This window comes from Denitrificimonas caeni, assembly GCF_905120345.1.
In the GTDB taxonomy this organism is placed as follows: domain Bacteria; phylum Pseudomonadota; class Gammaproteobacteria; order Pseudomonadales; family Pseudomonadaceae; genus Denitrificimonas; species Denitrificimonas caeni_A.
This window is the reverse complement of the sequence record NZ_CAJHOA010000001.1, coordinates 307713-325044: the sequence shown is the minus strand read 5'-3', so window position 1 is coordinate 325044 and position 17332 is coordinate 307713. Positions and strand designations below refer to the sequence as shown.

Sequence of the window (17332 nt, the reverse complement as noted above, 5' to 3'; positions counted from 1 at the left end):
TCAATTCCCCCGACTGCTGAAGTCGATACGTGGATCGACCAAGGTGTAAGTGATATCGCCGATCAATTTGACCACTAAACCTAGCAAAGTAAATAAGAATAACGTGCCAAAGACGACAGGGTAGTCACGGTTAATTGCCGCCTCGAAGCTGAGCAAACCTAAGCCATCCAGCGAGAAAATCACTTCAATCAGTAGCGAGCCAGTAAAAAACATACCAATAAAAGCAGCAGGGAAGCCGGCAATAATAATCAACATGGCATTACGAAACACATGACCATACAGCACTTTGTTTTCCGGCAAGCCTTTGGCTCGTGCCGTCGTCACATACTGTTTATTGATTTCATCTAAAAAACTGTTTTTGGTCAGTAAGGTCAAGGTAGCAAAGTTGCCTATGACTAACGCTGTAACCGGTAGAGCTAAGTGCCAGAAATAGTCGCCAATCTTGCCGAGCAGGCTCAGCTCTTCAAAGTTATTCGAGGTTAAACCACGCAGAGGGAACCAGCTTAAGTAACTGCCTCCGGCAAACACCACCACTAACAAAATCGCAAATAGGAAGGCGGGGATGGCGTAGCCTAAAATAATTGCTGAGCTGGTCCAGACATCAAACGAACTGCCATGCCGCACCGCTTTACTGATCCCCAGCGGTATGGAAATCATGTACATCAATAGCGTGCTCCATAATCCCAAGGAGATGGAGACCGGCATCTTTTCAACAATTAAATCAGTGACTTTGGCATCGCGGAAAAAACTACTGCCAAAATCAAAGTGAGCATAGTTTTTCAGCATAATCCAAAAACGTTCAATGGCTGGCTTATCAAAACCATACATCTTCTCAATTTCCAATACCAACTCAGGATCAAGCCCTTGCGCGCCACGGTAGTTGGCGGAAGAGCTGCTTGACACTTCAGAGCCACCCCCGGAAATACGTCCCGTTGCACCGCCGGCCGCTGCATCAAAGCCTTCTAATTTAGCAATCATTTGCTCAACAGGTCCGCCCGGTGCGGCCTGAATAATAATAAAGTTCACTACTAAAATACCCAACAAGGTGGGAATAATCAGCAGTAAACGTCGAAAAATATACGCCAGCATAATTATTCGTCCGCCGCAGTAGTTGGGCCGGCTACGTCGGGTTTAATCCACCAAGTCATTAAGCCATAGTCATAGAGAGGTGCCACTTCAGGCTGAGCCAAATGTTGCCAGTATGCTGTACGCCAAGTATCAATATAATAGTTCGGAATCACATAATGGCCCCAGAGTAAAACCCGATCCAGTGCACGCGCATAGTTGATTAAACTGGCACGACTGGGGGCATTGATTAAGCCTTCGACCAAGCTATCAATAGCTGGGTCTTGTAGACCGATAAAATTACGACTGCCGGGGTTTTCTGCGCTACTGGAATGCCAGAAATCGCGCTGCTCATTACCGGGAGAATTGGATTGTGACCAGATACTGGAGGTCATATCAAAATCCCTAGAGCGCATGCGATTGATATATTGTGAGACATCAGTACGACGAATCGTCATTTCAATACCAAGTTCGGCTAAATTACGCTTAAAGGGTAACAGCACGCGTTCGAGGTTCGCCTGAGCAATAATAAACTCAAACTCTAACGGCTCACCTTCAGCGTTGACCATGCGATCATTGTCGATGCTGTAACCCGCATCTTGCAGTAAACGCCACGCTTCGAGGCGACGCTCACGAATAATGCCAGTGCCATCGCTAATTGGTGTTTGGTAAGACTTGGTAAAAACCTCATCTGGAATCGAGCCGCGTAATGGCTCTAAAAGTTCTAACTCTTCTGCAGAAGGTAAACCTTGTGCAGCCAATTCAGAGTTGGCAAAAAAGCTCTGTGTGCGGATGTAAGAGCTGTAGAACAACTGTTTATTGGTCCATTCAAAATCAAATAATAAGCCAATGGCTTCACGTACCCGTGGATCTTGGAACATTTTTTTACGGATATTAAAGGTAAAACCCTGCATACCTACCGGGTTGTGGTTTTTGATGTCTTTTTTGATGATTTCCCCGTTACGCAGCGCCGGAGAGTTATAACCGGTGGCCCAGTCTTTAGCCGAGTATTCTAGGTTGAAATCAAATTGGCCGGCTTTAAAGGCTTCTAAAGCGACCGACATATCGCGGTAATAATCGATATGAATGGTGTCGAAGTTGTAGAGACCGCGCGATACCGGTAAATCTTGGCCCCACCAATCCTTGACCCGCTTATATTCCAAGCTGCGGCCCGCATCAACTCGAGTCAGGCGGTAAGGGCCGCTACCCAGTGGGGTCTCTAAACTGGTTTTGCTAAAGTCACGTTCAGCCCACCAATGTTTGGGCAGAATTTGTAGCTGGCCGAGAATCAGCGGTAACTCTCGGTTATTGCTGTGCTTAAAGTCAAAGCGTACCTGCAACGGATTTTCTACCACCACTGCGGCGACATCAGCATAGTAATGACGATACAGCGGGTGGCCTTTTTCTAATAGTGTATTAAAAGTAAACAGCACATCTTCAGCGGTAACCGGCTCGCCATCATTAAAGCGCGCTTTAGGGTTCAAATAAAAGCGTACAAAGCTATTGTCGACGGCTTTTTCAATGCGTTCGGCTAAGAGACCATACTCAGTAAAAGGCTCGTCGGCTGAATGATAGGTGAGGGTGTCGTAGAGCAGACCAATCTGGTCGGCTGCATTACCTTTGGGAATGAACGGATTGAGGCTATCAAAGCCATTCAGTCCGGCTAAACGTAAGGTGCCACCCTTCGGGGCGTCTGGGTTGGTGTAATCAAAGTGACTGAAGTCGCTGGGGTACTTAGGCGCTTCATCGTATAGGGTCATTGCATGTTGCGGCTGGGCCTGCACACCAGCACTACAGAGCATGATAAACAGTGATAAACAGCCACGGCGCAGCACAGTTAGCATTAGTGAATCTCCGAAGGTTTTAACCACCAAGCACGTAAGCCTAAGGTGTAGGGCGGAATGCGTACAAACTCAAAACGGTTCTGGTAAGCAATACGATGATGGCTAATATACCAGTTTGGGATACTGTAGTAGTTCCACAGTAATGCGCGATCCAGTGCACGTGCGGCGTCACGCTGCTCGCGGTAGGTTTTTGCATTGAGTAAATTTTCAAGTAAGTCATCAATCACAGGGCTGTTGATGCCAGCATAATTCTTGCTGCCCTTAATCATGGCTTGCGATGAGTGAAAATACTGCCATTGCTCTAGTCCAGGGCTTAGAGATTGTGGCAAGGTCAATAGGGTTAAATCAAAATCAAAGTGATCCAAACGCTGCTTATATTGAGCGCGGTCGACAGTACGCATACGAGCGGCAATCCCAACTTCATTGAGGGTATTGACATAGGCTTGGAGAATTCGTTCTAAGCTGGGGTTAACTAAGAGTATTTCCAGCTCCAACTGCTGACCGAGCTTGTTTTTTAAACCTTTGGTAGTACTGCGCCAGCCAGCTTGAGCCAGCAAGCCTAAAGCGTTGCGCAGCGTCTCACGCGGAATGCCACGACCTTCGGTAGGTTCCAAGCTAAAAGGTTCTAAAAATAAAGCTAACGGCAGTTCTTCTCGCCATTTTGACAACAATAACCATTCCGCACCTTTAGGTGTACCACGCGCAGAAAAGTCACTGTTGGGGTAGTAACTGTTGGCGCGTTGATAGGCGTTATTAAATAAAGTTTTATTGGCCCACTCAAAATCAAACAATAGAGTGAGCGCTTGACGGGTGGCGCTGTCATGAAATGGCGCACGACGTGTATTGATAAATAACGCTTGGGTTTGCGTGGGGATTTCATGGGCAATCTCCGCACGGATCACACGGCCCTTGGCTATATCTGGAAAACGATAATTATTGGCCCAATTTTTCGCTTGGTGCTCGATATAAAAATCAAAGCTGCCCACTTTAAACGCTTCAAAGGCCACATCTTTATCACGGTAAAAATCAACATAGACTTTATCGAAATTGTACTTACCACGATTGACTGCGAGGTCTTTGCCCCACCAATCTTTAACCCGCTCAAAGACCAAACTACGACCGGGTTTAACCGAGGTGATTTGGTAAGGACCGCTGCCCAATGGAGGCTTAAAGGTGGTTTGACTGAAGTCTTGATCCCGCCAGTAGTGTTCAGGTAATACCGGTAAGTCGCCAATGCGTAGAATCAGTAAAGGATTACCTGAACGTTTAAAGACAAAGCGAATACGATGGCTGCTAAGAATATCCACGCGCGAGACTTCTTGCAGGTAAGTACGGTATTGCGGATGACCTTGTTTTAATAAAGTGCGGTAAGAGAAAGCCACATCTTTACTGGTAATTGGCGTGCCATCATGAAAACGCGCTTCTTTACGCAGATTAAATACCACCCAGCTACGGCTGGCATTGTACTGCACAGTTTCTGCGATCAGGCCATAAGCACTGGCCGGCTCATCACCAGATGGATCGTAGATGCCACTGCCCACCATCAACGGTTCGTTCAGTTCGCTGATACCGTAGCTGGCAAAATCCGAAGTACCAATCGGACTGGTGCCTTTTAAGGTATAGGGGTTGAGCGTGTCAAAGGTGCCGAAAGCCATTAAACGGATCGAGCCGCCTTTTGCTGCCTGCGGGTTGACCCAATCAAAATGCTTGAAATTAGCGTCGTATTTGAGCTTTTCAAATTGAGCATAGCCATGACTGCTGACTAAACTGGCACACGCCTGCTGACTGAATATAAGCACGCTGATAAAAAATAAAAATACGCGCATAGAGACCATCAACCCTTAATTAACAAACGGCAACACAACAACCGCACAGTTTACTCGATTAATAAGCAAAGCGTGAGTATACATTGAGCTGCAATAAGCAGTGAGCTGTCAATTCGATTGAGCGGGTAAGGTTACAGGTACAGAGATAACGTTTGCCCAGGTTTTAATGCATTAGATGTTTTTGGATTCCAGTTTTTTAGTTGCTTTAAGCTGACTTTATGGCGCTTAGCAATAACGTACAATGAGTCACCTGGGCGCACCTTATACACAGTGGCTCTAGAACGCTGGGCTGTTTGTCGAGCTGCGGCAGTGCTTGTCGAAAGTGTCAGATTTTGTCCAACTTTTAAAGCATTAGAGGACAATTTATTCCAACGTTTAAGCTCTGTTACCGATACTTTTTGTTGTGCAGCAATTTTAGATAGACTGTCGCCACGACGAACGGTATAGCTCTGCTTAGCCCGTGTTGCTGCTGGACGCGTGTATTGAGCTAAATTGCTGGTGGCACCCCTTGGGCTTTTAGGAATATTGAGAACTTGACCAATACGCAAACTGTTAGAGGCTAATTTGTTGATATCTTTGATCAGGGCGGTGGAAACATAGTGTTGATTGGCGATGGTTGATAAATTGTCACCACCGCGCACAGTGTATTGCTCCCATTGCACCTGATCGCTGGGCTTTATCATCGCTAACTGTGCAGTCAGTAACTCAGCGTTTTGGGTCGGTACTAAGATGTGTTTAGGCCCATCAAAAGTAATACCTTGCTTATAAGCTGGGTTCAGCTGTAACAACTCATCTTCCTTAACATCGGCGAGTTTCGCGAGGCGCGTAATTTCCATTTGCTGCTTAAGCGGTATTTGAGTGAAATAGGGCTCGTTAGCGATTGGACTGAGCGCGATGCCATAACCTTGCGGAGCGCTAATGAGTTGTGCAACAGCGAGCAATTTAGGCACGTAGGCTTGAGTTTCTGCTGGTAAGTTCAAGTTCCAGTAATCAGTCGGTAAGCCGCGATCGACATTGCGTTTAATCGCTCGTGAGACAGTACCTTCACCCGAATTATAAGCAGCCAAGGCCAGCAGCCAGTCATTATTAAACATGTTGTGTAGGTATTGCAGGTAATCGAGCGCTGCTTGCGTGGAGGCCATAATATCGCGACGGGCATCATACCAATGGGATTGCTTAAGTTTAAAGTGACGACCCGTAGACGGAATAAACTGCCATAAGCCTGAGGCATGTGAAGGCGAGTAGGCGAGAGGGTTGTAGCCACTTTCAATCATCGGTAGCAAGGCCAGCTCCAGCGGCATCTTGCGTGCCTCTAAACTTTCTACAATGTAGAACATGTAGGGGCTGCTGCGTTCTGAGATGGATTCGATAGTCTTGCCGCGGCTGGCGAACCACAGGCGCTGGTGATCCACGCGCGGGTTGTTATCTAAGTAAGATTGCAGCTGATAACCCTGGCGAATACGTTGCCAAATATCAACTTCTTGGCCAATCACCACGTCATACATCAAGCTGGGCGTGTAGTTTGGTCCTGAATTAAAGCCATTGTCGTAGGTGTAGGGTTGCAGAGGGGGGCGTGGCGGATGCACTGTTTCTTCGAAGGATAGACAACCAGAGTTTAATGCTGCTACAAAAAGTACCGCGCTTAGGCAAATGGCGCGGCGAATAGAGGCATAAATAGAGTTTTTCTGGTGATCGATATCAGGCATCAACACAGGTGCTTTTCAAAAAATTTGCCCGATTTTAGAAAGCCAACCCCTGTGGGTCAAGCTGATTGGTCAAATCTGGTCAATTAAAATGTATCTTTCCATGACCGTAAGGCAGCAAATACCGCATGTTCTCTATCGAGTGCGCTCCCCACTTTTTGTTCTGCCGCTTGAATAACCTCGACCTGCTCACAGCGTAAAAACGGATTCGTGCGCTTCTCTAACGCGATGCTACTGGGTAGCGTAATTTGCTGTTTATCACGTAATTGACGCACATCAGCAAGTCGAGTTGTGAGCTCTGCATTATTAGGCTCAACAGCTTCGGCAAAAAGTAAGTTGCTGAGGGTGTACTCATGGGTGCAATACACTCGGGTGTTATCCGGCAGCGCCGCGAGGCGAGTGAGAGAGGTATACATCTGCTCAGCAGTGCCTTCAAAAATCCGCCCACAACCGCCAGCAAATAAAGTATCACCACTGAGCAACCAAGGAGAATTGGCATCCGCTGGACAAAAGTAGACAACGTGACCTAGGGTATGTCCGGGCACTGCAAAAACCTGTACCGTATAGCCCAATAGCTCGACTGTTGCACCCTCATCGACCGCAAGGTCTAGGCCGGGAATGGTTTCCCGAGCAGGACCAATGACACGGGCTTGCGTGGCTTGTTTTAACCTATTCACTCCACCAACGTGATCATGGTGATGGTGAGTGATCAGAATATCGGTGAGCTGCCATTCTGGGTGCTCAGCCAACCAATTTAGTACAGGTTGCGCATCGCCAGGATCAACGACAGCACATAATTGTCGCTGTGCATCTTGCAGCAGCCAGATGTAATTATCATTAAAGGCAGGTAAAGCAGTAAAGGTCAGCATGTCATGATCCTCCGCAACAGATAAAGCAAGCTTAACATGTTCGAATTAAGTGTTTGGCGATTGCAGCATATCAAGCAGGTATGGGCGTATGAAATTACAACGATTTTCAGCTTTTTTATCACGACCTCGTAAAATCTTAGCAAGGCCATTGGCGCAATGGTTTTTAACAGACAAAGGGCAACAGCTTGATCGTATGGAGCAAGAGTTGCTTGAGCCACAATTGATGCGGCACTTTGGCAGTTATATTGTCCATTATAATCCACCGGTAGCGATGGCGGCTGCGCCCAGTATTCGTCATCAAGTCAGTTTGGGTGATCAACAACTGAGTGTCGAGATGCACTGTATCGAGAATAAATGGCCGATTGCTGCGGATGCTGTGGATGTTGTTGTGCTGCAGCACAGTTTGGATTTTGCTGTTTCACCGCATGATGTCTTGCGTGAAGCTGCACACTGTGTGCGTCCTGGTGGGCATTTAATTATTATCGGTGCACATGCTTGGAGTTTTTTTGGTCTGTATCGATATTTTACTGGTAGCGTCTGGAAAAATGCCTATTGCTTACCACCGGCACGGATTACTGACTGGCTGGGAGTTTTAGGCTTTAGCTTAGAAAAACGCAGCTTTGGTGCCTACCGTCCGCTGTTGAACTCTACGAGGCTGCAAGATAAGTTACGCTGGTTTGAGCGTTACGCGAGCAGGAAAAAAGCACCGATAGGTGGCTGTTATATGTTGGTTGCCCGTAAAATGGTGCATGGCGTACATCCGCAAGCGCAATCATTGAAAATAAACATGCAAAAATTACGCCCTAATGCAGTGGCGGCACAAACACCTCATCAGAATAAACTTAAACATAGCGAAGAACATGACAGATAAAGTTGATATTTACACTGACGGTGCCTGCAAGGGCAATCCTGGCCCTGGCGGCTGGGGTGCATTGTTAGTGTACAAAGGTAAAGAGTTGGAGTTGTGGGGCGGTGAGCGTGATACCACCAATAATCGGATGGAGTTGACCGCGGCCATTCGAGGCTTGGCTGAGCTGAAAACCGCCTGTGCTGTGCGTTTAGTGACTGACTCTAAATATGTGATGCAAGGCATTCAAGAGTGGATGCCGAATTGGAAAAAACGCGGCTGGAAAACCGCTGCAAAACAGCCGGTGAAAAATGTTGATCTATGGCAGCAACTGGATCAACAAGTCGCGCGTCACGAGATTGAGTGGCAGTGGGTACGTGGTCATACCGGGCATCCCGGCAACGAGCGTGCAGATCAGTTGGCTAATCGTGGTGTAGAGGATATTTTGGCATGAGATATGTCGTTTTAGACACAGAAACCACCGGTATGCCGGTGACTGATGGCCATCGTATTATTGAAATTGGTTGTATTGAACTCGAAGGCCGTCAGCCCACGGGTCGACATTATCATGTGTACTTGCAGCCAGATCGTCAGATTGATGCGGGTGCAATTGCGGTTCATGGTATTACCGATGACTATTTAAAAGATAAACCACGATTTAAAGATATTGCCGATGAATTCTTTGAATTTATTAACGGTGCTGAGTTAGTTATCCATAACGCACCCTTTGATATCGGCTTTATGAACAATGAGTTTGCGTTGTTGGGTCAATCAGACCGTTCTGATATTAATGCCTACTGCACTGTTTTAGATACGTTGGTGATGGCACGTGGACGCCATCCCGGACAGCGTAATAACCTCGATGCTTTGTGCAAACGTTATGGCGTCGATAACTCCGGTCGCGACTTACACGGCGCGTTGTTGGATGCGGAGATTCTCGCTGAAGTTTACTTAGCCATGACCGGCGGCCAAACCAATTTATCGCTGTCGGGTGACAGTGGTGATGAGGGCAATGGTTTTGTCAGCGCCAGCGCGGTGCGCCGTATTTCAGCAGAACGCCAACCTCTCGCAGTATTGCCAGCCTCGGCGCAAGAACTGGAGGCGCATCAGAATTTTTTAGCTCGAATAAAAAAGGCCAGCGGGATTGAGTTGACTTGGAATGACTGACATTAAGTCAGCAGAAAATAACCTCAAAGGCTGCTGATCAATCGGTAGGCTAAGATATATTGGATCACCGCAACCACAGCAAAAAACACCACCAATAGAGCCATAAAGGGGGAGGGTATCTTGAAAGGTACGACCGGTTCGATGCTTGCGCTCCTCCTTATCGAAGTCAGCCAGCACAATCATAAAAATTGCTCTTTAACTAGAATAATGAGCAATTAGACGAATATCGACATTTTATATGACCTGATGTAGTGTGTTTGTAGTAAAAGTGACTAAAACTAACAAAAGCGACTTAATTAGGATGTTGATGTATGAATGTTTACCGCGCCTTCAATGTTGAGCTAAACGATAAAGTTGCCCATGTGCAAATCAACCGCCCTGAAAAAATCAATGCGATGAATGCTGATTTTTGGTCAGAAATACGCGATATTTTTGCTTGGATTGAAGACACTGCTGAAGTGCGCGTTGTGGTCTTATCCGGCGCCGGCAAGCATTTTTCATCCGGTATCGACTTAATGTTATTGGCACAAATCGGAGCTCAACTGGGTAAAGAAGTCGGTCGTAATGCACGAGCATTAAAACGTAAAATTGAAGAGTTACAGTCATCCTTTAATGCAGTTGATCAGTGTTCCAAGCCTGTTTTAGCCGCTATACAAGGGTATTGTTTAGGCGGTGCGATTGATTTGATTAGCGCCTGCGACATGCGTTACTGCACCACAGATGCGCAGTTTGCCATTAAAGAAATTGATGTAGGTATGGCTGCTGACGTGGGGACCTTACAACGTTTACCGCATATTATTGGTGACGGTATGATGCGCGAGATGGCCTATACCGGACGTACGGTTGAAGGCGAAGAAGCGCAGCGCATTGGCTTAGTCAATCGCACCTATGCGGATCAAGACACCTTGATGGCTGGTGTTCTAGCCATTGCTCGTAGCATTGCTGATAAATCACCGATTGCCGTACAAGGCAGTAAGGAAATGATCCGTTATATGCGTGATCACAGTGTTGCTGATGGCCTTAATTATGTTGCTACATGGAATGCGGCGATGTTGCAGTCGGAAGATTTGCGTGTCGCCATGGCGGCGCATATGAGCAAACAATCGCCTGAATTTAAAGATTAAGCTGTTAACTCACACAGAAACGTCGTTAAGTATTGCATACTAAGCCACTCACAGTACGCTGTGTGAGTGAGTGAAACTTTAAGTGGCTTAGGTATGTCGATTAAATGAATATACACGAACAAACACCGATGATTTGGCAACAAGGTATGCCCAGCCTGACAGAAGTGGATGGCTTAGCTGTGGCGCATTGTCGGTTGCATTTTTTGGCTGATCAGCAAGGGATGCTGTTTCCGCGCGAATGGCTGCGTGCGCAACTCGCTGAGCATATTATTGCTGAACAAGGCATTGGTCATCTCAACGGTGAGCCGGTTTTTGTCTATGAGTTGGCGTATCCACTTGAATTACCGCACCTTCATTGGCAAAGCATGCGCAACTTTATGCTAGAAGGTGAGTTGCTACTGTTTCGTTTATTGGCCTTTGCCAGCCAAATCGGCAACTGGGCCCGCGAGCATCGTTTTTGTGGCAGTTGCGGACAGCCGATGCAGCAAGCTGAAGGTCATCGCATGAAACGGTGCGATGTCTGTCAGTTGCAACAATACCCACGTTTATCACCCAGCATGATTGTCGTCGTCACCCGCGCTGATGAGATTCTGCTCGCACGTTCGCCACGCTTTGTGAATGGCATGTACAGCGCCTTAGCCGGTTATGTTGAGCCTAATGAAACTGTTGAGCATTGCGTGCAGCGTGAAGTACGCGAAGAAGTTAGCATTGAAGTTGAAAATATTCGTTATATCGCCAGTCAAAACTGGCCATACCCCTATTCATTGATGCTGGGTTATCTCGCTGACTATACCAGCGGCGATATTATTCCGCAGCCTGACGAGATCGAAGACGCACAGTGGTTTAGTATCCATGACTTACCACGACTACCAGCCCGCAATTCGATTGCTCGTTACTTGATCGATCTCTACGTTGCCCAGCGCTTAGGCCACGCCGAACCAGTGTTGCCAAGCTAAACGCGCCGCCAGCGCCATCACCACCAGAATAAAGATCGGACGGATTAAGCGATTGCCACCACCAATCGCGACCCGTGCACCTACTGCCGCGCCCAGCATTAATGCCGCGCCCATGCCAATACCCAAGGCCCAAGCCACATTACCGCTGATTATAAACATGCTCAGTGCTGCGGCATTACTAACAAAATTCATCGAGCGCGCGACACCGCTGGCACGTAACAAATCCAGTGGGTAGAGCAATAAGGTGCTTACCGTCCAAAAGGCGCCTGTACCAGGGCCAGCCACACCATCATAAAACCCCAAGGTTAAACCTTGCGGCACTTGGCGCTTAGTCTTGATTACGGGTGTGCTGCTCTCACTGACTTGCGGCGTGCGCCCAAACAGCAGATAAACAGCGCAAGCAAAGACCACCACAGGCAACATTTGATTGAGCCATGCTGCCGGCAACTGCTGCGCCAATAACGCACCTAGTACCGCACCAACCGCCGTCGCCAGTAAACCGTTGCGCCATTCTTTGGGCTTAAATAAACCTTTGCGGTAAAAAGCAAAACTGGCGGTGGCCGAACCAAAGGTCGCGCAGAGTTTATTCGTGCCGAGTACCAAGTGCGGTGGCAAACCTGCCATCAACAGCGCAGGAATGGTCAACAGTCCTCCGCCACCGGCAATGGCATCAATAAAGCCGGCAATAAAAGCCACGACGACTAAAATGAACAAAACTTGAGGATCGGCAACCAGATTGAGGGTCAGAGACATGGAAAACCTTAAGCAGTGAGATAACGCAGCACGCTCAGTGGTGAACAATTGCTGATGATTTTCGTACGCAGAAGCATGACAATTTAAACGTGGCTAGGTATTATGCAGCGCGTTGGAAGGATTATATGGCTTGCTTGATCAATAAGAAACGAACAAGCGCTTGTTAAAACTGGCCTACAGTTATTAACAAAGACATCCCTTGCAGACTCTTTGCCAGTTTTACTGGTTTTCTCCAACCGCCCTTAGCTCATTTGGATAGAGCGGTCCCCTCCTAAGGGACAGGTAGCAGGTTCAAGTCCTGCAGGGCGGACCATTTTGATCTTTCCCCGTTTTTCGCAAAAGCTGTTTTTTTGGTTTGAGACTAAACTGACTACTTGTTGCGCACTCCCCGGATAAGAGCATGCACTGTCACGGCACTGCTGCATCATTTACGTTGGCTGTTAGATTGCATAGCTTCCTTGTCTTGCGCTTACTCGCCTTCAGCCTACGCCTCATAAGATAGCAAATCGACATGTGCTGCCAATTGTCTGAGAGGCACAAGTGACTGGTATTGCGCAGATGAATGCCAGTCATTGAGTGCCTTCATATTTGGGAATTTTATAACTACGGTTTGAGTGTGCTGATGGTCACCAGAAAAAACGGAAGACAGCTTACCTCTAAATACCAATTCTCCACCCCAAGGTTCTAAAGTCGCTGGCACATTGGTTTGGTACTCCAACCATTTTTTTTCGTCTTTGATAGTGATGTGTCCAATAGCGTATGCGTGTGTCATTTTAGCTTAGTTCCTTTTGTTGTTATTTTTGGCAGCACTAGCAGCAGGTGTGGCTGCGGTATAGCAATGAAACCGCGATGCAGTAGCACCAGAGCCATTGAGTCGCATTATCTTGAGCAGCAGCAATACTCTCAAATAAATACTGGACTAGCCAGTCATAACGAACAATGTAGCTGTCGCATTCGATATAAGCATTGTGCTGTTTTGTATATGTTTACGTGCTGCTATCTAGTGGTCTATGCGTCAGTTCACGGTTGCTAGCGATTAAGCGCAAGTCCAATCTTTTAGCAAAGGCTCGCACATCGATATTTTAAGAACTTAGAGCGGCCAGCGCTGGGCGATCACCTTACTCAGAAATATAAACATTCAGCTATAGTCAGTGGTTGAGTTAATTGAGTAGGAAACACACTATGATCGTCTTACCAAAAATACAAAAAGCTCCTTTTTTTAGGGCGCAGAGGATATCAATGCATCGTTTGTACTCTTTTCGCCGTTGCCCTTATGCGATGCGCGCTCGACTCGGTATTTTGTTTGCCAACCTAGAAGTGGAGCTGCGGGAGGTCGTGCTGAAAAACAAGCCGGCGCCGATGCTGGCTATCAGCCCTAAGGGCACTGTTCCTGTTCTGCAGCTGGCTGAGGGTGATAGACGGGTTATCGAGGAAAGTAGAGAAATACTCGAGTGGGCGCTTGAGCAGAATGATCCGCAAGGATTGTTAAACAGCGATTTAATCAGCGCCAATGCTCTGATCGAACAGAACGATAATGAATTTAAACACTGGCTTGATCGCTATAAATATACCGATCGTCATCCGGAATTGACTCAGCTCGAGTACCGACAAAAGGGCGAGGTGTTTTTGCAGCTGTTAGAAAGGTTACTCACTAAGCATACGTATCTACTGGGGGAGAATATCAGCATCGCTGATATCGGCATCCTGCCTTTTGTGCGCCAGTTCGCCCATGTCGATCGTGAGGCATTTTACAGTTTGCCCTATCCGAACCTACAGCAATGGCTGAGTGATTGGCTGGAACAGCCAGTATTTCAACAGAGTATGGTTAAATTCCAACCCTGGCAGGAAGGCGATGAGGTTGTGGTATTTTCAAGGAGCAACGGATCAGTTACTTAATTAACACTTAGAGAGTTGATAGCAGATTAAAGAAATTTTTACTCAAAATTCTTCAGTCCACTTGACTGATATGCCGCCGTTGGTTTTTTACAGCAATAGAGATCAGTTGATAATTATCAAACGGTAATGATTATTATTTGAGTTATGCTGCTGCGCATTCATTAATCAGTTTTTCTGATTTTACCCATGCGGAGTATCTGTTTTATGTCGTTTCCTTTATCTCGATTAACCTTGGCCTGTTTAGCGGCTTTGAACGTGTCTGCGTATGCTGCGGATTTGCAACTCGATGACACTGTTGTTACCGCGCGGGGCTACGCCAGTGACAGTTTTGACACACCACAAGCCATTAACGTCATCAAACCGCACGCGACCAGCCAAGGCCCAGCCGGTAACTTGCTGCGCGGCCAGCCGGGGATGGCGCTACAAAGTGATGGGGCATGGGGACAGAATCCAGTGTTACGTGGCTTAAAACGCGAAAGTGTCGTGGTCATGGTTGATGGTATTAGAGTTAATTCAGCTCAGCCGCAAGGTGCTTTAGCCTCATTTTTAGATTTAGGACTACTAGACCGTGCTGAGGTGGTGAAGGGGCCGGGTTCTGTACTCTACGGCAGTGGTGCGATGGGCGGCGTAGTAAATTTGTTAACGCCAGAGCCACGCTTTACTGAGCAAGCAGAGCTGGGTGGCCGTTTTGGTGCGTCTGCCAGTAGCATTGATCACGGTTACAGCGGTGCACTGTTATTACAAGGTAGCAATGCCACACAAGGCTTTGTGGTTGGTCTAGCAGGGCGAGATGTGGGTAACTATAAAAGCCCCAATGGCCGTGAGAGAAAAACCGGCTATGAATCCGATACGTTATTGCTGAAATATCAGCACAAGCTGGCTGGTGACTATGTGCTGCGCGTTAACCTGCAACGCCACAATGATGAAGATGTCTGGTACCCCGGTTCTGCACGAACTGGCGGTCAGCCAGGCGGGGCAGGCTTACCACCAGTCTTAGGTAAAGTTACCATTCATTCGCCCAAGCAGCATCGTGAGCTGTATGCGTTAGGATTAGATGCTCCGTTGCTCGATGGGACACTCTCAACTGATGTGTATCGTCAAGAGGTGTACCGTGAGATCCGCGCCTACTCTGCCAATCTAAACCGTAACTATGTGCGCAATGACGTCAGCTTTATCACCCATGGTTTGCGCAGCCAGTGGAATGGTGCGCTGAGTGATGCACATTGGTTCACTGCCGGTGTGGAAGGCTGGAAAATGACCGGTGATCCTGAGCGTTATATGAATAACAATCCACCATTTTTTAATAATAATATGCGCAATGATCCCTTTAAGGATGGTGAGGTTTCATCCGTAGGTATCTTTGTGCAGGATGAGTTTTCGGTTGGTAGCACGCTGTTAACGGCAGGTTTGCGCTACGATCACACTCAAGGTGATGCAAAAGTTAAAGGTTCAGGACTCGCTGCAAAAACATCGGGTTTAAGTCATAGCGATAACAACTTGTCATGGTCGCTGGGTGCAGTGCAACCGCTCACAGATACCCTAAATTTGTATGCCAATATCGGACAGGCCTACCGCGCGCCTGATTTGCGCGAGCGTTTTGAGGATTCAGCACGCGGTGATGGTTATTACCATGTGGGTAATCCGCAGCTCGATCCTGAGCGTTCCAGCAGTGTTGAACTGGGCTTAAAAGGCCGTGATGGTTTGCACGCGTTCCAGTTAGCCGCTTTTTATACGCGCATTGATGATTTTATTGCCGGTCGTGTAACGGGTAGCAATCATCCGCAAAATGGCTTAGCGATTAAACAAAGCGAAAATCTTAGCAAAGTGGTGACTTATGGCCTTGAGGGTAACCTTGAGGTGCCACTCAGTGTCTTTGTTGTTGATGCAGGATTTACCTGGATGCGAGGAAAAAACAAACAAGACAATGAGCCTCTTTATGAAATGCCTGCCAATGAATTGCGCTTAGGTATTGGTCAGCCGGCTGAACGTGGTTTCTCTTGGCACACGGGTTTGCGCGCAGTGGCTAAACAGGATCGTATTGCTCAGCGTTTTAGTAATGGCAGTGAAGATAAAACCGATAGCTTTATCACTGCAGATGCACGCGTGGGTTATGGTTTTGGTGTGATGGCAGGCTTAAAAAGCAGCCATATTGATCTGCAGTTGAGCAACTTAACCAATAAGAAATATCATGAGCATCTGACTGATGGCATCAGTGGCCAAGAGCTTAAGGCGCCAGGTCGCGGTGTGACACTGGCGTTTAGCGGTGCGTTTTAGCTATAAGCAGACTGATAATTGACCTGAGAGTGCTCATGCTTTATTGGTGAGCATCGTTCAGCACAGTGGGACATGTGTTCGATACTGAATATTGCGCATTGGTAATCTAGTAACTCTGGCGTAGAATGATTCTCATTAGTGATTGTTTTGGTCAGTTATTTGAGTACATTATGGATAGCGCATTGGCTTTTACTGCCAAAAATAAAACCTCTATTGTTACGCAGTTTGATAAAAATATACTGGGCATCTTGCTTAATGACGCGAAGCTTATAGTGCTTGCTGAACATGAGCATTTGTTTTGCTTCGGTCAACCTGCCACACATTTTTATTGGATAAAAAGTGGTGAGGTCGCTTTATATCGACCTTGTTACGACGGTGAAGAAAAGATTTTTCGCACCGTGGGTGCTGGCGATACAGTGGCTGAAACAATGATGTTTATTAACGATGCGCAATACCCTCTAGCTGCGCAAGCGTTGGGTGATGTCATCGTGTATAAGATTCCTAAACAAAGCTTACTGACCCTTTGTCAGTGCACTCCAGCTTTGGCCATGCAGTTATTAGAAAGTATGGCGGTCGCTGTTTCACAGTCGTTGAATCGAATTGACTTACTGACCATAGGTAATGCCGCGCAGCGCCTAGCGAGTTATTTGTTGGATTTATATATTGAGCATCGCTCAGCGTGGTTTAGTTTGCCGGTTCGTCAGGCTATTCTTGCGAGGCAGTTGAATATTACCCCAGAAACATTCTCTCGACAGTTGACGCAGTTTCGACGTGCCGGTTTTATTGGTGGCCGTAATCCAGAGATTGTCTTGCTCGACATTGATGGTTTGTGCCGCAGTGTTAACTTGCCAGTACCCCAATTGGATCTGAAAAAACCACGAGAGCGTAGTGCCTCGCTCGGCGATGGTTTGTTTGGATGCTGCAGTTATTTTAAACAAATACTGGCTTAACAAAAGACTTTATCGGGCCATGGGTGTGCAGTGTCTCATGCGTTTTAAGCCGTTACAA

Annotated in this window: 15 protein-coding genes and 1 tRNA gene; 9 read left to right on the top strand and 7 right to left on the bottom strand. The window is 47.2% G+C overall.

The window, feature by feature from the left end; genetic code table 11:
• The 5 genes from JYJ62_RS01460 to gloB all read right to left on the bottom strand — a co-directional run bounded on the left by JYJ62_RS01460 (position 1) and on the right by gloB (position 7307).
• Positions 1–1089, bottom strand: coding sequence for a microcin C ABC transporter permease YejB (locus tag JYJ62_RS01460; protein ID WP_205340401.1), 1089 nt, complete (start codon positions 1087–1089; stop codon positions 1–3).
• A 2-nt stretch (positions 1090–1091) separates the two neighbouring features.
• Positions 1092–2867 (bottom strand): extracellular solute-binding protein, encoded by a 1776-nt coding sequence (locus JYJ62_RS01455; RefSeq protein ID WP_420042813.1) that lies wholly within the window; start codon positions 2865–2867, stop codon positions 1092–1094.
• Between the two features lie 41 nt (positions 2868–2908).
• Entirely contained in the window at positions 2909–4735 is a 1827-nt protein-coding gene (locus JYJ62_RS01450) for an extracellular solute-binding protein (protein WP_205340399.1), read from the bottom strand.
• Positions 4736–4866: 131 nt separating this feature from the next.
• A complete protein-coding gene (locus JYJ62_RS01445; RefSeq protein WP_232365707.1) occupies positions 4867–6441 on the bottom strand; it encodes a LysM peptidoglycan-binding domain-containing protein in 1575 nt (524 codons plus the stop codon).
• Between the two features lie 83 nt (positions 6442–6524).
• Complete coding sequence (gene gloB / locus JYJ62_RS01440; RefSeq protein ID WP_205340398.1) at positions 6525–7307, bottom strand: hydroxyacylglutathione hydrolase; 783 nt, start codon at positions 7305–7307, stop codon at positions 6525–6527.
• Positions 7308–7395: 88 nt separating this feature from the next.
• On the opposite strand from gloB, the gene JYJ62_RS01435 reads away from it, so the two are divergent.
• The 5 genes from JYJ62_RS01435 (at position 7396) to nudC (ending at position 11401) form a co-directional block, all read left to right on the top strand.
• Complete coding sequence (locus JYJ62_RS01435) at positions 7396–8178, top strand: methyltransferase domain-containing protein (RefSeq protein WP_205340396.1); 783 nt, start codon at positions 7396–7398, stop codon at positions 8176–8178.
• Positions 8168–8608, top strand: coding sequence for a ribonuclease HI (gene rnhA / locus JYJ62_RS01430; protein ID WP_205340395.1), 441 nt, complete (start codon positions 8168–8170; stop codon positions 8606–8608). Before JYJ62_RS01435 ends, rnhA begins: the two co-directional genes overlap by 11 nt.
• A complete protein-coding gene (gene dnaQ / locus JYJ62_RS01425; RefSeq protein WP_205340394.1) occupies positions 8605–9321 on the top strand; it encodes a DNA polymerase III subunit epsilon in 717 nt (238 codons plus the stop codon). The genes rnhA and dnaQ overlap by 4 nt, the downstream gene beginning before the upstream one ends.
• Before the next feature lie 311 nt (positions 9322–9632).
• Positions 9633–10445, top strand: coding sequence for a crotonase/enoyl-CoA hydratase family protein (locus tag JYJ62_RS01420; protein ID WP_205340393.1), 813 nt, complete (start codon positions 9633–9635; stop codon positions 10443–10445).
• Between the two features lie 128 nt (positions 10446–10573).
• Entirely contained in the window at positions 10574–11401 is an 828-nt protein-coding gene (nudC, locus tag JYJ62_RS01415; protein ID WP_205340820.1) for an NAD(+) diphosphatase, read from the top strand.
• On the opposite strand, the gene JYJ62_RS01410 is transcribed toward nudC, so the two are convergent.
• The gene (locus JYJ62_RS01410; RefSeq protein WP_205340392.1) at positions 11369–12154 is read right to left on the bottom strand and encodes a TSUP family transporter; all 786 of its coding nucleotides are present in this window, start codon (positions 12152–12154) and stop codon (positions 11369–11371) included. The two genes, nudC and JYJ62_RS01410, sit on opposite strands and share 33 nt — an antisense overlap.
• A 236-nt stretch (positions 12155–12390) precedes the next feature.
• On the opposite strand from JYJ62_RS01410, the gene JYJ62_RS01405 reads away from it, so the two are divergent.
• Positions 12391–12467 (top strand) — tRNA-Arg (locus tag JYJ62_RS01405).
• Positions 12468–12638: 171 nt separating this feature from the next.
• On the opposite strand, the gene JYJ62_RS01400 is transcribed toward JYJ62_RS01405, so the two are convergent.
• Positions 12639–12926, bottom strand: a complete 288-nt coding sequence (locus tag JYJ62_RS01400) for a DUF1330 domain-containing protein (protein WP_205340391.1) — start codon at positions 12924–12926, stop codon at positions 12639–12641.
• A 467-nt stretch (positions 12927–13393) separates the two neighbouring features.
• On the opposite strand from JYJ62_RS01400, the gene JYJ62_RS01395 reads away from it, so the two are divergent.
• The 3 genes from JYJ62_RS01395 to JYJ62_RS01385 all read left to right on the top strand — a co-directional run bounded on the left by JYJ62_RS01395 (position 13394) and on the right by JYJ62_RS01385 (position 17274).
• A complete protein-coding gene (locus JYJ62_RS01395; RefSeq protein WP_205340390.1) occupies positions 13394–14050 on the top strand; it encodes a glutathione S-transferase in 657 nt (218 codons plus the stop codon).
• A 204-nt stretch (positions 14051–14254) separates the two neighbouring features.
• Positions 14255–16324 carry a TonB-dependent receptor plug domain-containing protein gene (locus JYJ62_RS01390; protein ID WP_205340388.1) on the top strand — a complete coding sequence of 690 codons (2070 nt, stop codon included), beginning with the start codon at positions 14255–14257 and terminating at the stop codon, positions 16322–16324.
• A 125-nt stretch (positions 16325–16449) separates the two neighbouring features.
• Positions 16450–17274 carry a Crp/Fnr family transcriptional regulator gene (locus tag JYJ62_RS01385; RefSeq protein WP_205340387.1) on the top strand — a complete coding sequence of 275 codons (825 nt, stop codon included), beginning with the start codon at positions 16450–16452 and terminating at the stop codon, positions 17272–17274.
• Positions 17275–17332: the final 58 nt, after the last annotated feature.

What these genes read in the sequence shown, in the direction of transcription:
- JYJ62_RS01385 (WP_205340387.1), top strand. Translation starts at nt 16,450, where the DNA reads ATGATTCTCATTAGTGATTGTTTTGGTCAGTTATTTGAGTACATTATG.
- JYJ62_RS01435 (WP_205340396.1), top strand. Translation starts at nt 7,396, where the DNA reads ATGAAATTACAACGATTTTCAGCTTTTTTATCACGACCTCGTAAAATC.
- gloB (WP_205340398.1), bottom strand. Translation starts at nt 7,307, where the DNA reads ATGCTGACCTTTACTGCTTTACCTGCCTTTAATGATAATTACATCTGG.
- JYJ62_RS01455 (WP_420042813.1), bottom strand. Translation starts at nt 2,867, where the DNA reads ATGCTCTGTAGTGCTGGTGTGCAGGCCCAGCCGCAACATGCAATGACC.
- dnaQ (WP_205340394.1), top strand. Translation starts at nt 8,605, where the DNA reads ATGAGATATGTCGTTTTAGACACAGAAACCACCGGTATGCCGGTGACT.
- rnhA (WP_205340395.1), top strand. Translation starts at nt 8,168, where the DNA reads ATGACAGATAAAGTTGATATTTACACTGACGGTGCCTGCAAGGGCAAT.
- nudC (WP_205340820.1), top strand. Translation starts at nt 10,574, where the DNA reads ATGATTTGGCAACAAGGTATGCCCAGCCTGACAGAAGTGGATGGCTTA.
- JYJ62_RS01390 (WP_205340388.1), top strand. Translation starts at nt 14,255, where the DNA reads ATGTCGTTTCCTTTATCTCGATTAACCTTGGCCTGTTTAGCGGCTTTG.
- JYJ62_RS01460 (WP_205340401.1), bottom strand. Translation starts at nt 1,089, where the DNA reads ATGCTGGCGTATATTTTTCGACGTTTACTGCTGATTATTCCCACCTTG.
- JYJ62_RS01420 (WP_205340393.1), top strand. Translation starts at nt 9,633, where the DNA reads ATGAATGTTTACCGCGCCTTCAATGTTGAGCTAAACGATAAAGTTGCC.
- JYJ62_RS01450 (WP_205340399.1), bottom strand. Translation starts at nt 4,735, where the DNA reads ATGCGCGTATTTTTATTTTTTATCAGCGTGCTTATATTCAGTCAGCAG.
- JYJ62_RS01445 (WP_232365707.1), bottom strand. Translation starts at nt 6,441, where the DNA reads ATGCCTGATATCGATCACCAGAAAAACTCTATTTATGCCTCTATTCGC.
- JYJ62_RS01410 (WP_205340392.1), bottom strand. Translation starts at nt 12,154, where the DNA reads ATGTCTCTGACCCTCAATCTGGTTGCCGATCCTCAAGTTTTGTTCATT.
- JYJ62_RS01400 (WP_205340391.1), bottom strand. Translation starts at nt 12,926, where the DNA reads ATGACACACGCATACGCTATTGGACACATCACTATCAAAGACGAAAAA.
- JYJ62_RS01395 (WP_205340390.1), top strand. Translation starts at nt 13,394, where the DNA reads ATGCATCGTTTGTACTCTTTTCGCCGTTGCCCTTATGCGATGCGCGCT.